Origin of the sequence: Psychrobacter sp. AOP30-A2-5, from assembly GCF_052378115.1 — a bacterium.
Classification (GTDB): domain Bacteria; phylum Pseudomonadota; class Gammaproteobacteria; order Pseudomonadales; family Moraxellaceae; genus Psychrobacter.
The window spans coordinates 11,748-27,734 of record NZ_JBQSXK010000017.1; the positions used below are offsets into that span (position 1 = coordinate 11,748).

Genomic DNA, 15,987 nt, shown 5'->3' on the forward strand with positions numbered 1-15,987 from the left:
TTTATCAAGCAAATTTTCAATGGCTTCTAAAGCGTGCCGTCATCAATCATGCAACTACCAGTAATTTTCTACCGCAATATTGCCCTCGCCGCGACGATTCATCACCAAACCTAAAGTCTTGAGCGCTTCTTTGGTGTCTTCCACCATGTCTGGATTGCCACATAACATGACGTGCGTGCTATCAATATCTAAGGCAATCCCTGCGCGCTCTTGTAGCGTGCCATCCAGCAGCAGCTTGGGCAAACGCTCTGTCATTGCGCCTTCGACAGGTTCACGGGTAACGATGGGAATAAAGATTAGTTTTGCAGGATTGTCAACCAGAGAACCAAAGTCTTCTTGCAAGCTTTCAATCTTGTCGATATAGGCAAGCTCTTCTATCGAGCGCGCACTATAAGCCAAGATGATGTGCTCGTAATCTTCCCACGTCTGCAAATCTTGTAACATTGACAAAAATGGTGCCAAGCCCGTTCCAGTCGCGAGCAGCCATAAATCTTTTGGTAAAGGCTTTTGATAACGTGCTAACGTCAAAAAACCAAACGGCATAGTATTAAGCAGCAGCTCATCGCCCACTTCTAAATGCTGCAACTGCGACGTAAATGCACCATCGGGGATGACAATAGAGAAAAATTCTAATACTTCATCAAAAGGTGAAGAGACGATGGAATAAGCCCGAAAGATGTCTTCATTCAATGCAGCATCAGGTACATCGTTAACGGTGTCGCCTTGTTGCTGCTGGTAATATTTTAATTGACTGGGATTGACGCCCAAACGCACAAATTGACCCGCAGTAAACTTAAAGCTATCAGGACGGCTGACAGTGAAGCTAAATAGGTTTGGCGTCCACGTAGTCTTACTAAGCACGGTTACTGTCTGAATATTATCACTCATAAGAATTATCGACTCACTTTTTAGTAATCATTATTTTTATCAAGACTTTGAACGACACAAAATAAAAGATGCGCCAAGCTTATCATAAAGCTGGCGCATCTTGGGTTTCTGACCGTAATAACAGATAAGCAGCGGTATCAGCATACCCCTACTTACCCTTTTGCTATTTACCAAATACGTGCCAGACTTGCCCATTCAATCATGCTGTTTGGCAAGATACCAAAGAAGATAATCATCGCGGTCACCGCAATAACCATGATCCCGCCAGTACGCATCGCCCATTGGCTAGAAACGTCAAACTCAATGAACTGTTTCGGACGTTTAAAGAGGGTGAGCATCACACGTAAATAATAGAATAAGCCGATCGCACTACCCAAGATGATCATCGCTGCCAAGAACCAATTAGTTCCTTGTACCGCTGCCAATATCGCAAATAGCTTGGTAATAAAGCCAGCCGTCAAAGGAATACCCGCCAATGACAACATCATAATAGTCATAACCGCAGTCAATACGGGACGACGCCAGAATAGACCTTGATAATGGGTTAGCTCATCAGCTTCACCAGACAAGCGATAAGGGCTCGACATCAAGGTTACGACGCCAAAGGCACCGATAGAGGTCAAGGCATAAACCGCCATATACATACTAGAGATACTATCCGCTGCCGCGCCGATACTGACGATGACAATCAACACGTAACCCATATGAGCAATGGATGAATAACCCAATAGGCGTTTTAGGCTGGTTTGACGTACTGCCAATAAGTTACCGACTAAGATAGATAGAGTTGCCATGACCATGAGCAGCATCTGTACCGAGGGTAAGGCCAATAAAGACGTATCGATTAAGAAACGAACCGCTAAGCCCATCATAGCTACTTTTGATACCGATGCTAAAAAGGTAGCAATTGGTGCTGGAGCGCCTTCGTAAACATCTGGTGTCCACATATGAAACGGCGCAGCAGAGAGTTTGAAGGCGATACCGAACATCATCATCGCCGCACCAAGTATCAGAAGTGGCGACTCAAAAACATCACCCAATACCATACTGATTGGCTTAAAGGCGAGCGAGCCTACTTCGGCATAGATAAATGCCATACCCATGAGCAATGTCGCCGATGCCGTCGCTGACAGCACCAAGTATTTCAGCCCAGACTCTAGCGAGCGGTTGCGCATATAGGTATATGACAGCATACCGTATAGCGGTATAGACAGCATCTCTAAGCTCATAAAGAATGACGCTAAATGCTGAGCACTGACCATCAGTAAAGCACCAATCGTCGATAGCAACATGAGCAAATACAGCTCTTCTTTATTATCCTTGAGATTTGCCAAATACGCATAAGAGAGCGTACAACAAGCCAATGCACAGATAAAAATAATCACCATATTAAACTGAGCAAAGTTATCAATAACGAATAACTGCTCAGCGTTTGGTATGAGAGTACCGCTATTCACAATCCCTGTCATTTGCCCAATGAGGGTAAACAGACCAATATTTAAGCCGACGACCGTCATCGTACCAGTCACCATATGTGAGCGTTTAATTGCGATGGCAATCATGACCACCAATACCGTAATAACGACGGCAATGATTGGCGCATAAGGCAATAACCCCATCAAATCATTCATCGTAATATCATTCATGACTTAACGTGCCTCCATTGCATCAAGCAGTTGCGACGCATCTACTTGTGTGACTTGACTGTATATATAAGCGTTATTGATCCACTGCATCGCATGACTTGAGGTATCAAGGAACGGCTGTGGATATAGACCAAGCCATACCAAGCCTGCAGCGAGCATCAATAACAATGACAACTCACGCTTACCCAAATCTTTTAATGGACGCGTAGGCAAACCATGTGCTTTGGTTTCTTGCATGGCGACTGCTTCGATGTTGTTTTTGCCAAATAATGCACGGTGAATCAAAATAAGCGAGTATAGCCCTGCTAGTACCAGACTGAATGTTGCAAAGACCACAAATACTGGATACTGAGCAAAAGCACCAAATAAAATCATGAACTCGCCAATGAAGTTACCTGTCCCCGGAATACCGAGCAATGCCGCACAGAAGAACATCAGTATCGGTGCGTAGTAACGGAACTGACCCCACATACCACCCATCAAGGTTAGATCGCGCGTATGTAGACGCTCATATAACTGTCCTGCCATGATGAATAGCGCTGCTGAGCTTAAGCCATGCGCTAACATCTGAATCATCAGACCTTGCAAGCTGAGTAAGGTTCCAGCATAAATTGCCAATACGACAAAGCCCATGTGCGAGATACTGGTATAAGCGAGCAAACGCTTCATATCGGTCTGCATAAAGGCGAGCCATGCACCATAGAAGATACCAATCGTACCCAAGGTCATCGCAATCGGCGCAAAATCTTGTGATGCTGCTGGAAATAATGGCAAGACGAAGCGAATCAAACCATAAGCAGCCGTCTTAATGAGCACCCCTGCCAAATCCACCGAACCTGCCGTTGGTGCTTGCGCATGCGCATCTGGCAACCAGCCATGGAACGGAATAATCGGCAACTTAACCGCAAAGCCAATAAAGAAGCACAGCATGATCGGATATTCCCAGCCACCAAGTGACGTACCGAGCAAATCATTATAATTAAAGCTCACCACCCCTTTTTGAGCGTAGCTGATAATGACCAATATCAAAATACCGACCAGCATAATAAGCCCAGACGCTTGGGTATAAATAAAGAACTTAGTCGCTGCGTATTCCTTGGTTTTGCCAACCACATCATGACCCCAAATAGCGATCAAGAAGTAGATAGGAACCAGCATCATCTCCCAAAAGAAGAAGAACAAGAACAGATCAATGGCTAAGAACACACCAATGACGCCGCCCAAACTCCACAAAAGGTTGAGATGGAAAAAGCCGACTCGACGCTGAATCTCATTCCACGAACAAGCTACTGCGGCAATACCGAGCAATCCTGTCAACGCCACCATCATCAGTGACAAGCCATCCATCGCTAAATGGAAGCTAATACCAAAGCTCGGTATCCATGGCACACTAAATTCAGCGACCCAAGGCACAGCAGCGTCTGGCGCAATCACTTGCTTACTCATGCCACTAAAGTCGCCGTATTGCCACATCACTAGCGACAATACAAAGGTCAACGTCATACCGATTAGAGCAATCCAGCGCGGCAGACGTTTATTAAAGCGCTCGACCAACCAACATAGCAATCCCGCAATAAAGGGAATTGCAATTAATGCTGGTAGCATCCACGTTTGTTGTAACTCAATCATCTTATACCACCGTCATCATTACCAGCACTAGTAATACAGCCATGCCCAAGCCAAAGCTTGCAGCGTAACCTCGAAGTGACCCAGTTTGCGTCGCAGACAATACCTTATTACCAGCAGATGCCAGCTTAGGCAAGACGAGCCACGCTTTATCGATAGGGTCGGCTTTAAATAAGCGGCCGATGAACAAAAAGGGTTTTACAAAAATTACATCGTATAGCGCATCAAAACCTAGACCATGATAACACCAGTGATATAGCGCCCCACCAACACGTGAGCGCTTAAAGCGGGTGAGCATGCGACCTTTATCCACCACATATAATAGCGCCGCTATTATTAGACCAGCCAGCATCGCACCCATGGCGATAAACTCAGCCGTATGCTTACCATGCGCTTGACCAGCGACTTCCAATAAATGCCCAACACTCTCTGGCAAGACGCCTTGTAATGGCGGGGTAATAAATGCGCCCACTGCCGTTGATAATACGAGCAACACACTAAGTGGTAGCCAATATGACACACCTGATAATTTGTGTGCATGCGTCTTTTCTTCACCAAAGAAGATAATCCAAATCATACGGAAGGTATAAAGCGCGGTTAAGAAAGCACCGAATACACCCATATAGAATAAGACCATATGACCGGTTGCATAACTCTCCCAAAGAATCGCTTCTTTAGAGTAAAAACCGACCGTGACCCAGGGTATCGCTGCCAATGCACCGCCACCGACGATATAGCACCAAAATACCAACGGTATCTTTTTACGTAGACCGCCCATCTTAAAGATGTTTTGCTCATGGTGTACCGCAAGGATGACTGCGCCTGATGATAAGAATAACAGGGCTTTAAAGAAAGCATGAGTCATCAAATGAAAGATTGCGCCTTGCCACGCACCAACGCCGAGTGCTAAGAACATATAGCCAATTTGGCTCATGGTTGAATAAGCAAGAATACGTTTGATGTCAGTTTGTGCCAGTGCACAGAATCCAGCAACGACCAACGTCAACGCCCCTACGCCGCCGACCCAATATAATAAAATACCAGGGGTCAGCTCAAACAATGGATGTAAGCGAGCGATTAAATAAACACCTGCGGTGACCATCGTTGCCGCGTGAATAAGCGCTGATACTGGCGTCGGACCTGCCATTGCATCAGCCAGCCATGTATGTAATGGCAGCTGCGCTGATTTACCCATCGCGCCGCCAACCAACATCATGGTGGTCAACATCATCGTTGGATTGTTGATATCAAACACTTCTGGTGCACGAGTAATAATTTCTTGAATATTAAGCGTACCAAATTCACGGAATAATAAAAACAGACCGAAGGCTAAGAATACATCACCCACGCGCGTCACCGTAAAGGCTTTCATCGCTGCAAGACCATTGGCGCGGTCATGGTAATAAAAACCGATCAGTAAGTACGAACAGATACCAACGCCTTCCCAGCCAAGATAAAGCAAGAACAAGTTATCTGCCAAGACTAGCAATAACATGCTGGCGACGAACAAGTTCATATAGCTAAAGAAACGGGCAAAGCCAGTGTCGCCTTTCATATACCAAGCGGCAAAGAGATGGATTAAAAAGCCAATCCCAGTGATGACACCCGTCATCGTCAGTGCCAAACCATCAAAGCTCAGACCGAAACTTGGGGCAAAATCTCCGACTTGGAACCATGTCCACAGCGGAATCTCTATGACTGTTCCTGCTGGATTATTGGTTAAAAAAGTATAACTAACGATTAGCGTGCATAGTGCTGATAACAGCATACTACCGACACCGACAATCGCTGCCACCTGCTCTGTTAGCTTATCGCGCATAAAGGCTAAAATCAAAAAGCCAACGAGCGGGAATATAAAGGTTAATGGTAATAAACTCATGACATCATCCTTTCATCTCATTGGCGCTGTCGACATCGAGATGCCCACGCTGATGATAAAACCGCAATAATATTGCCAAACCAATGGCGGCCTCTGCTGCTGCCAAGGTCAAAATAAAGATAAACATAATCTGTCCATCTGGATCAACCCAACGACTACCTGCCACCACAAATGCTAATGCTGTTGCATTCATCATGATCTCAAGGCTCATTAGCATAAATAGGAAGTTACGTCGTACCATGACGCCGCACAGACCAATGGCAAATAAGATACCTGCCAAAATCAGTCCATGGCTCATGGGTATCATGCCCAGTACATTCTGCGCCTCAGCAACTGGCTGTACTAAGCCTGCTACCTCGTGGGCAAACGGCACGTTTGACACATCTTGTGCCACGCTCGCTGCTAGTACCATTAGTCTGACTCCTTGCGCGTGACTTTATTCACACCCAGCTGCGTACCTACATTCATACTTACATAGTCATGCGGGTCAACATCTTTATATTCGTAAGATTCTGCCATTTTCGCCGCGTCAGCATCTATCGGCATGCCGTGATCATCGTAGTGTTTGATACTTGCGACATTAGCATTAGATCCTTGACTACCATTACTGTGGTTTGCATTAACAGTAACCTCATCAGCGATAGACTCTTTACCCAAATGATAAGCGGCGACTAAGGCTGCCAATAGTAGCAATGCAGCCACTTCTATCAACATCACATATTTAGTAAATAGCACCGTACCGACTGCTTTGGCAGATATTGTCGAGCCACCAATCATTGCCGCTTCGTCATGACCCATACCAATCATCGCATACAGCACAACCGCGATAATAATCGTTAACCCTGTCGGTAGCGCCCAAGTGCCCGCATCAAGCCAGCGCTCTTCACGCTCATCATTGCTCATGCCTAAATTAAGCATCATAATAACAAAGACAAATAGCACCATAATGGCGCCGGCATAGACGACAATCTCTAACGCACCAGCAAATGGCGCGCCTAGGACGAAAAATATCCCTGCGATTGCCAGTAATGACACAATCATCGATAAGATAGCATGCACTGGATTGGCCTGAGTCACGACGCGCAGACTGGCAAATATGGCCACTGCTGCAAGCGAATAAAACCCCGCCAGTTCAGGATGGTTCAAAATATTCATCATGGTAGCAAGCTCCTTAGATCAATCGGTGCAGCTTCGTTTTGTGCTGCGCCTTTTGGTTTGTCCGCTACCGCCATACCCGTCACACGATAATAGTTATAATCAGGATATTTACCCGGCCCTGAAATGAGCAAATGCTCTTTTTCGTAGACCAAGTCTTGGCGCTTATATTCACCCAACTCAAAGTCAGGCGTCATTTGAATGGCTGTCGTTGGACACGCCTCTTCACACAAGCCACAAAAAATACAGCGCGAAAAGTTAATTCGAAAAAACTCTGGATACCAACGACCGTCTTCACGTTCCGCTTTTTGTAAGGAGATACACCCTACCGGGCATGCCACCGCACACAAGTTACAAGCCACACAGCGCTCGTCTCCATCAGGGTCACGCGTTAGAACAATACGTCCACGAAAACGCGGCGGCACAGGTACCGGCACCTCAGGATAAAGGATGGTGTCACGCGGTCTGAGCGCATGACTATTGACCATCCACATGCTGCGGACAATGGTAAATAGTCCAATGACGGTCTTTTTTATGGTAGTAAACATGGGATTATTATCCTTATCAGCTTTACCCTAGTTCATCAATGATGGCTAGTGATGGCTACTAGTAATGATTACAACGTTGGGGAAAAGATCAAAATGACCGCAGCAGTAACCAACAGATTAATCAGCGTTACTGGCAGACAAACTTTCCAGCCAAAGTTCATCACTTGATCATAACGCGGACGCATGAGTGAGCCTCGAGCCAAAATAAACATGGTCATAAAGAACAGCGTTTTAATCATGAACCAAAAAGCTGGTGGAATAAATGGAATATCTAAATTAAAAGGTGCAAGCCAACCACCAAAGAATAAGCACGTCATCAAGGCAGAAATCAGTACAACGTTGACATATTCGCCAATAAAGAACATACCGAACTTCATGCCAGAATATTCGACATGATAGCCTTCAGCCAGCTCTTGCTCTGCTTCTGGCTGATCAAATGGATGTCTATGGGTAACGGCAACACCAGCAACGACAAAGGTCAAAAAGCCAAAAAACTGCGGAATGATATACCAGCCGTCGATTTGCGCCTCAACAATGGCGCGCAAGTTAAATGAGCCTGTCAATGCGACTACGCCCATCAGTGATAAGCCCAAGAAGACTTCATAACTGATCGTTTGTGCAGCAGAGCGCAAACCACCCAGTAGCGAGAATTTATTGGCAGACGCCCAACCACCGAACATCACTGCATAAACGGCAATACCTGCCATCGCAAAGAAGAACAGAATACCGATATCCCAGTCAGCAACACCAAGCGTTGGCGAAATAGGAATAATGGCAAATGAGGCCAGTGCAGTGAACATCGCGACCGCAGGTGCCAACGTAAACATAAACTTATCGGTAAAGTTTGGCGTCCAATCTTCTTTAAAGAAGATTTTGAGCATATCCGCGACTAGCTGCAACGAACCAAAGGGTCCGACGCGGTTTGGACCGTAACGATCCTGCCATAAAGCTAGCATGCGGCGCTCATAGACAATCATCATAGCGGCAACCATAACCACGACCAAGAAGATGACTAGTGATTGCCCGACCATAAATAAAATGGACCAAGCATCAAAGCTCATGCTACCAGCCAAGAAGCTTGGCACATCAGGGATAATACGGGTAACTTGCATATTACACCTCCTGTGTGGTGGTCGGTGCTGTGTTCATTTGCGCAGCATCGTTATTGTTCATCATATCGTTAGCCATGCTACCCATCATCGTCACTGGTGCATCCACTTTGCGAACCGACGCTGGCATTGATGGATGAATGATACTCACCTGCCCAACTGGGTAACCGATACAGCCTTCTGCTAAATAACCGACAATCTGTACTGGCAAGGTGATTTGTTGCTTATCGATTTCAATCGCTAAGTAATCGCCATTAGCGATGTTCCAGTCCTTAGCATCATCCATCCCGATACGCCATGCAGCAACAGGCAGTTGCTTCGCAACCACTGGGCTACGTGACGCCATCATAGAGCTGGCATAAATATTATGGATAGGCACCAGTTTGGCTTGTCCTTGCTGCATATCCGTCGTCGTCACAGATATAGCATCTGGTGCAACATATTGACGTGTTTCTAAACGTGCTAGCTGATCGAACATGCGCACACCTGGATCACCATTTTTCAGATAACCGCCGACCTTGTCTTGGTATTTGTTCCACGCTTGCGGTGAGTTCCAACCTGCCGCATTGGCAAAAGGAATCATCGAGCTTGGTGTTTCTTTACCGCTATAACCTTCCATTGAAAAGGTCAGACCAGTGTCCAAATCTTTCGGCTGCATTGGCTCGTGCACTGAGATTGGCGCGCGCATAGCAGTACGACCTGAATAACGGCGCGGCTGACGTGCAATCTTAAGACCTGTCATACGGTAATCGGCATCAGGAGCAGCATTTTTAATACCAGCAAGCTTAGGATGCGTTACGATCAATGCATTGATAACGTCATCTAGCTGCGTCCAATCAACATCACGACCCCCGATGCTGCTATGCACGGCATGTAACCAGCGCCAGCCCTCTTTAATACTGCTCATTGGATGGTAGTATTCGTTGTCGTAAACTTGGAAGAAGCGCTGTGCACGACCTTCAGCCGATATCAACGTACCATCCGCTTCAGCAAAGCTTGCTGCTGGCAATACGATATCGACATCTTTATGCCAATCAAGCAGCTGGTGATCTAAGGCAATGACAGTCTTATCGGCTAATAGTTGAGTCAACTTACTGGCATCGATGGCATCTGTTAGCTGATTTTCGGCAACAATCACCACATCAAAATCAGTGGCCAGTAGCTCTTCGACTGATTGACCGCCAAGCATGCAAACACCCATGCTGTTGGCATCGGTAACCGTTAGGTAAATACCTGCTTGTGCCTGATATTTATTGTTTACTTCTTTCAGCTCAAGTTTTTTAGCAGGAACGCGTTCTACATTGTCTTGCGTTTCTGTATCAACACCGGTTTCAGGTTTGTTTGGTTTAGCGGATAGCTCTTTATCTTCTATTTGCGCTTGCTCATCATGGACTTGAGCATTATACGTGTCCACTTGCTGCTGCTCAGTCGCTTTAATGGCTGAGCGTTTTTGGGTCAATGCTTGAGTAATCTGCGCCGCTGCTTCGATCAATACGGTAGACGATAAGCTGCTACCCGAGATGACCAGTGGCTTATCCGCTTGAATCAAGTCATAAGCGATTTGCTTCGCTAATGCTTGCATACCGTCAGTCTCAGTACTGGCATTAGTACTAGTAGCAGTATCGACATCTTGCTCAGCTGCTTGTGGATCTGCGATTTCTGCGAAATCATCAGCGAAATTGGCAATTTCATCAGCCACTTTAAAGCCAAGCTTAGTGATATCTTCAGGCGTTGCTACGACACTGACTTTACTGATGTCTTCTAGCTTAGTCTGTACCACGTCGATGACATAGACTGGGCTTAGCGCATCTTGAGCAATACGTTTAACAGGCTCGGCAAGCCACGGCTGCGTTTGTAGCGCCGCTGCCATTTTCAGGCCTTCGTTTTTTGCCGCTTGGCGTACTGACAACGCGACACGTGATGAAGTTTGGGTGATATCTTCACCCAATACCAACACCGCATCATAACTTTCGATATCAGTCATGCTTGGGTTATAAATGCCATCAGTACTCAATACTTCGATGCATTTATTAACCAATGCTTGCTGCTGATGATTGAGACCTGTTGAAAACTTATCAAAGCCAACCAGATTTTTTAGTGCAAAGTTGGTTTCTAAACTGGCACGAGGTGAGCCAATACCAATGACTTTTTTGTCTTTGAGTCGTTTGATGGTTTCATCAAGTGCATAGTCAATATTGATTTTGACATGCTTATCGTTGATACGCTCAAGCGCTTGGGTTGGACGATCGTCACGATTGACATAGCCGTAACCAAAGCGACCACGGTCACATAAGAAATAGCGGTTCACTTCACCGTTGTAGCGGTTTTCGATACGGCGCAATTCACCATAACGCTCACCCGGTGAGATATTACAACCTGCTGAGCAACCATGGCAAATGCTTGGTGCATACTGCATGTCCCACTTACGGTTGTAGCGCTCTGAATGCGTTTTATCGGTAAATACACCCGTTGGGCATACTTCCGTTAAGTTACCTGAGAATTCGCTTTCGAACTGACCATCTTTGTCACGACCAAAGTAAACGCGGTTGTTTGAGCCGTAAACACCCAAATCTTCGCCGCCCGCATAGTCTTTATAAAAACGGACACAGCGATAGCAAGCGATACAGCGGTTCATCTCATGCGCGATGAATGGGCCAAGCTCTTGGTTATGATGGGTGCGTTTGGTAAAGCGATAACGACGACGGCTATGACCTGACATATACGTCATGTCTTGCAGATGGCAATGTCCGCCCTCTTCACAAGTTGGACAGTCATGTGGATGGTTGGTCATCAGTAGCTCAACCATCGACTTGCGGAATGCTTTGGCTTCATCGTCAGTGACAGAGATATACATGTCATCGCCCGGAGCGACCATACATGACATCACAAGACGGCCGCGACCTGCTTCCATGTCTTCTTTATTTTGGAATTGCTTGACCGCGCACTGACGGCACGACCCTACTGAGCCAAGGGCTGGGTGATAACAAAAATACGGCACATCAATGCCGAGTGATAAGCAGGCTTGTAGCAAGTTATCTGCGCTATCTACTTCGACAGTGGTTCCATCAATATGTATGACTGCCATGCCGCTCTCCTTATTTCACTTCTGGCTGTTGATTGGCTGCCGCATCAATGACATCGACACCAACCGCCTGCGCGATTTTTTGATCAAACTCTGGACGGAAATATTTAATCGCACTCATCAGTGGTTCCATCGCACCTGGCGCATGTGCACAGAAAGTTTTACCAATCCATAAGTCACGCGTGAGGCCTTCTAGTTTTTCGACATCGCCGACTTGCCCTTCACCATCATTGATAGCGGTAAGCAATTTGACACCCCAAGGCAGACCGTCACGGCATGGCGTACACCAACCGCAGGATTCGCGTTGGAAGAAAATCTCGAGATTACGAACGAGTGGCACCATATCTTGTGCTTCATCAACGACCATAATTAGCCCAGTACCCATACGGCTACCTGCTTTTTGAATGGTGTCAAAATCCACCACCACATCTAAATGCTCAGTGGTTAAAAAGTCAGTAGAGGCACCGCCCGGTAGCCAAGCTTTGAGGGTTTTACCATCTTGCATACCACCCGCTAAATCTTCAATGATTTCGCGTGCCGTATAACCAAACGGTAACTCCCACAGACCTGGGTCATTGACTAAACCTGAGCAGCCAAACAGTTTGGTACCCGGTGTCTGGCTCTTGCCTTTGATGTTAGATAATGACTGATACCATTCAACACCATGGTTTAGGATGGCTGGCATGTTACACAAGGTTTCAACGTTGTTGACGACGGTTGGACGACCCCATGCACCAGAAATTTGCGGGAAAGGTGGCTTGGTACGTGGATTAGCACGGCGACCTTCTAAGCAATTAATCAATGCGGTTTCTTCACCGCAAATATAACGTCCAGCGCCAGTATGCACATGCAGATTAAAACTAAAATCTGAGCCTAGAATGTTCTTGCCCATGAGATTGTTAGCCAAGCATTCTTCGATGGCAGTGACCAGACGCTGGGCGGCTAAGATATATTCACCACGGATAAAGATATAACCGTCAGTCGCACCAATCGCATGTGCGGTAATCAACATACCTTCAATCAGCTGAAACGGTAGACGCTCCATCAATAGACGATCTTTAAAGGTACCCGGCTCCATTTCATCAGCATTACAGATGAGATAACGAGGTAAACCATCTGGTGGTGACATGAATGTCCACTTCAAACCAGCATTAAAACCTGCACCGCCGCGACCTCTGACGTTGGCAGCTTTGATCATATTCCCGACTTCTTTAGGCGATTGACTCAAAGCTTGCTTTAAGCCATCAAAGCCTTTTAACGACTCATAGGTGGTCAAATCTAGTACGGCATCATGATGTGCTAGACGCCATGTTAACGGTTTGGTTTCGCTAGTCGCTGTGGCTTTATCACCATAAATTGGAATGCGCTGCTCATTGAGCTGGCTAGGTGCTTTGCCTTGACTACGTTGAGCAATCTGCTCTGAAAGCGTTAATCTCATGCGTATAGCTCCAATAATTGCGTGACTTCTTCGGGCTGTACTGGACCATAGGTGTCTTCGTCAATCAACACAGCAGGGCCTTTGTCACAGTTACCTAAGCAGCAAATTGGCAATAGCGTAAAGCGACCATCAGCCGTCGTCTGACCATACTCAATACCCAGCTGCGATCTGATCTCAGCAGACAAGGCTTCATAGCCTGTCAAGAAACAAGCCACTGAATCACAAATAAGGATGACGTGGCGACCGACAGGCTGACGATAAATACGGTTAAAGAAAGTGGCGACTCCGTCCATATCTGACATCGGAATGTCTAGAATATTGGCAATGGCATTCACTTGTGCGTCATCGACCCAGCCGTTGCGCTTTTGCACAATCTTTAGCGCATCGAGCGAAGCAGCACGCGCTTGTGGGTAATGGTGCATAAACTCATGAATAGCCGCAATTTCCTCGCTAGTGAGGATGCTTGCCACATCTACTTTTGGCATTTTGTCGGAAACAATTTTCATAGTCTTCTATCTGTCCTCACTCATCACGCTTTATCAGCTAATAACGACAGTCTTATGAGTGTCGCTACATGGCAAGATATCAGCATTTTGGTGTGCCATTTGGCAATGATATATTGATAAACGTATTTCTTTAATAACGATAATTTTCTGATCAAAGCATTAGACTAAAGTATTAGCGATCACGGTACTAACGATCACAGTCGGCCATTACGATATCAATCGATGCCAAATACATGATGGCATCAGAAACGAGCGAACCATTAATCACCGATGGCATCTGCTGTAAATGTGCAAACGTCGGCGTACGGATACGGGTACGATAGCTCATCGTCGCCTTATCTGAGGTGATGTAATAGCTGTTCAAACCTTTGGTCGCTTCTACAATTGTCGTACACTCGCCCGCTGGCATCACAGGACCCCAAGATACTGAGATAAAGTGATTAATCAAGGTTTCAATATCGTTTAAGGTACGGTCTTTTGGCGGTGGTACAGCGAGTGGATGATCGGCTTTATAAGGGCCTTGTGGCATATTGTCCATACACTGGCGAATGATACGTAACGACTGACGCATCTCTTCGACCTTGACCATACAGCGATCATAAGCGTCACCGTTGTAACCCACTGGCACTTCAAAATCGTAATTCTCATAGCCCATGTATGGACGCGCTTTACGCAGATCAAAATCAACGCCTGTCGCTCGCAGACCAGCGCCCGTCACGCCCCAAGCAAGTGCTTGCTTAGCATTATACTGCGCAACACCTTGGGTACGACCTTTGAGCACGCTATTTTGCAATGCCGCTTTGACATATTCGTCCAAGCGTTTTGGCATCCAATCCAAGAATTCGCGAACCAGACGCTGCCAGCCACGTGGCAGATCAGCAGCCGTACCGCCGATACGGAACCAAGCAGGATGCATACGATAGCCAGTCACGGCTTCGATGACGTCATAGGCTTTTTGGCGATCGGTAAACATATAGAATACCGGGGTCATGCCGCCCGCATCCTGAATAAACGTACCAACAAACAGTAAGTTATTGGTAATACGAAAAAACTCGCTCATCATCACGCGAATGGTTTCAGCGCGCGGTGGAATCGTAATTCCAGCAAGCTTTTCAACCGACATGATGTACGGCAGCTCATTCATCACGCCACCGAGGTAATCGATACGGTCGGTATAAGGAATAAATGAATGCCAAGTTTGACGCTCAGCCATCTTCTCTGCGCCGCGATGGTGATAGCCGATATCAGGGATACAATCGACGACTTCTTCACCATCAAGCTGTAGTACTAAACGGAATGCACCGTGAGCAGAAGGATGGTTAGGACCGATGTTCAAGAACATAAAGTCTTCATCACGACCTGAACGCTTCATGCCCCACTCTTCTGGGACAAAACGCAAGTTTTCTTGCTCGTATTGCTGCTTGGCAGTGTTCAAGAAGTACGGGGTAAATTCCGTTGCACGCGCATGATACTCTTTACGCAGTGGATGACCTTCCCAGTATTTTGGTAATAGAATACGGGTCAAATGCGGATGACCGGTAAAGACAATACCGAACATGTCCCACACTTCACGCTCGTACCAGTTGGCATTTGGCCAAATCTGCGTAGCGCTCGGTACATTGACATCGTCTTCACTCAGCGCGACTTTAATACGCACATCACTATTACGCTCAAGCGACATTAGGTGATAAAACACTGTAAAGTCACTGTCAGGCAACCCTTGGCGATGCTGACGCAGACGCTCATCTATCGCTGACAAGTCAAATAGCATGACGTATGGCTGGGGTAATTTACGCAGGTATAGAAGAATATCCAGCAAATCAGCACGTGCCACCCAAACCGTTGGAATCTCATCCACAGTGTGCTGCACGACAAACTTACCGGCATACTTCTGCTCCAGCTCGGTGATAACCGCTGGAACAGGCTTAATGTTAGGATCTATGTTTTCGACTACCGTGACCATGAATGATGTATTCCTTCATTAATCATCATTGAGCTATGTTGAGCCTAACCGAGCTACATTAATCATAACTGAACCATGTTAATCATAACTGAACTACGCTAAACATAAGCGAACTACGATGAATATATGCGTACTGAGCACTTTTAC

General features: G+C 46.3%; 12 protein-coding genes. All 12 read right to left on the reverse strand.

Annotated elements, in window-relative coordinates:
- Positions 1–54: 54 nt before the first annotated feature.
- Positions 55–888, reverse strand: coding sequence for a ferredoxin--NADP reductase (locus ACT3S4_RS11370; RefSeq protein WP_201553492.1), 834 nt, complete (start codon positions 886–888; stop codon positions 55–57).
- Between the two features lie 167 nt (positions 889–1,055).
- Positions 1,056–2,534, reverse strand: coding sequence for an NADH-quinone oxidoreductase subunit NuoN (gene nuoN / locus ACT3S4_RS11375; protein WP_201553490.1), 1,479 nt, complete (start codon positions 2,532–2,534; stop codon positions 1,056–1,058).
- Positions 2,535–2,537: 3 nt separating this feature from the next.
- Positions 2,538–4,163, reverse strand: coding sequence for an NADH-quinone oxidoreductase subunit M (gene nuoM, locus ACT3S4_RS11380; protein WP_201539525.1), 1,626 nt, complete (start codon positions 4,161–4,163; stop codon positions 2,538–2,540).
- Between the two features lies 1 nt (position 4,164).
- Complete coding sequence (gene nuoL, locus ACT3S4_RS11385) at positions 4,165–6,039, reverse strand: NADH-quinone oxidoreductase subunit L (protein WP_087815852.1); 1,875 nt, start codon at positions 6,037–6,039, stop codon at positions 4,165–4,167.
- 4 nt (positions 6,040–6,043) lie between these two features.
- Positions 6,044–6,352, reverse strand: coding sequence for an NADH-quinone oxidoreductase subunit NuoK (nuoK, locus tag ACT3S4_RS11390; protein ID WP_045445153.1), 309 nt, complete (start codon positions 6,350–6,352; stop codon positions 6,044–6,046).
- A 98-nt stretch (positions 6,353–6,450) separates the two neighbouring features.
- The gene (gene nuoJ, locus ACT3S4_RS11395) at positions 6,451–7,197 is read right to left on the reverse strand and encodes an NADH-quinone oxidoreductase subunit J (RefSeq protein WP_201559964.1); all 747 of its coding nucleotides are present in this window, start codon (positions 7,195–7,197) and stop codon (positions 6,451–6,453) included.
- Complete coding sequence (nuoI, locus tag ACT3S4_RS11400) at positions 7,194–7,742, reverse strand: NADH-quinone oxidoreductase subunit NuoI (protein ID WP_045444743.1); 549 nt, start codon at positions 7,740–7,742, stop codon at positions 7,194–7,196. Before nuoI ends, nuoJ begins: the two co-directional genes overlap by 4 nt.
- A gap of 68 nt (positions 7,743–7,810) precedes the next feature.
- A complete protein-coding gene (gene nuoH / locus ACT3S4_RS11405; RefSeq protein WP_045445151.1) occupies positions 7,811–8,803 on the reverse strand; it encodes an NADH-quinone oxidoreductase subunit NuoH in 993 nt (330 codons plus the stop codon).
- 52 nt (positions 8,804–8,855) lie between these two features.
- A complete protein-coding gene (gene nuoG / locus ACT3S4_RS11410) occupies positions 8,856–11,936 on the reverse strand; it encodes an NADH-quinone oxidoreductase subunit NuoG (RefSeq protein ID WP_444761091.1) in 3,081 nt (1,026 codons plus the stop codon).
- A gap of 10 nt (positions 11,937–11,946) precedes the next feature.
- Positions 11,947–13,371, reverse strand: a complete 1,425-nt coding sequence (gene nuoF, locus ACT3S4_RS11415) for an NADH-quinone oxidoreductase subunit NuoF (protein WP_444761092.1) — start codon at positions 13,369–13,371, stop codon at positions 11,947–11,949.
- The gene (gene nuoE, locus ACT3S4_RS11420) at positions 13,368–13,877 is read right to left on the reverse strand and encodes an NADH-quinone oxidoreductase subunit NuoE (RefSeq protein ID WP_045444735.1); all 510 of its coding nucleotides are present in this window, start codon (positions 13,875–13,877) and stop codon (positions 13,368–13,370) included. The genes nuoF and nuoE overlap by 4 nt, the downstream gene beginning before the upstream one ends.
- A 187-nt stretch (positions 13,878–14,064) precedes the next feature.
- The gene (nuoC, locus tag ACT3S4_RS11425) at positions 14,065–15,840 is read right to left on the reverse strand and encodes an NADH-quinone oxidoreductase subunit C/D (RefSeq protein ID WP_201553478.1); all 1,776 of its coding nucleotides are present in this window, start codon (positions 15,838–15,840) and stop codon (positions 14,065–14,067) included.
- Positions 15,841–15,987 lie beyond the last annotated feature (147 nt).